The organism is Vibrio sp. 1402 (genome assembly GCF_033340275.1).
The window spans coordinates 1-576 of record NZ_JAWOWE010000502.1 but is presented as its reverse complement, the minus strand read 5'-3'; the positions used below and the strand labels follow the sequence as shown (position 1 = coordinate 576).

1 protein-coding gene and 1 pseudogene are annotated in these 576 nt (G+C 42.9%); both read right to left on the bottom strand.

Annotated features, from left to right (window positions below; all coding sequences use genetic code 11):
• Positions 1 to 315 (bottom strand): ABC transporter substrate-binding protein (locus R7044_RS26925; protein ID WP_225456194.1); only part of this gene is annotated, 315 nt, incomplete at its 3' end.
• Positions 316 to 317: 2 nt separating this feature from the next.
• Positions 318 to 576, bottom strand: a pseudogene (locus R7044_RS26920) (outer membrane lipid asymmetry maintenance protein MlaD); the annotation flags it as partial.

Below are 576 nucleotides of genomic sequence, written 5' to 3'. Positions count from 1 at the left end.
AGACGCAATCAAGTAAGCACGAAACGCATCGACAAACTCTAGCACGTCTTCACGTTTTGCCCCTTTCAAGTTAGGGCCAAGCAGTTTTAGTGCTGCGTAACGGTCGTTGACGTAAGGCATCAGCTCTTGCTCAACAATCACCTTTAATAGATTAGGATCTTGTTTGATTTTTGGCTGTTCTGCTTTTAGTCGGGCAAATGTCACTTCAGCCACTTGCTTCATCATTTGATATGGCTGAGTTTTATCCACTTCTGCCGCGCCAACCCCAAAAGCAGTAAGCACCATTGAAAATGAAAGTAATAGTCTAGCTAACATAGTTATTCCTTACTTGAACCGTCTGAACCACCAACGCTGTAAAGTACCTGACCAATTAAGTCTTCAAGCACTAACGCAGATTTAGTGTCTTCGATGGTATCTCCGTCTACCAGCATAGCTTCGTCATCAAAAACAAACCCTGGTACTAAACCAATGTACTGCTCACCGATCAACCCTGACGTCAGAATTTGTACGCTGGATGTTTCTGGAAATTGATTGTACTGGCTGTTAATTGACAAGCTAACCACTGGCAATAAGTTA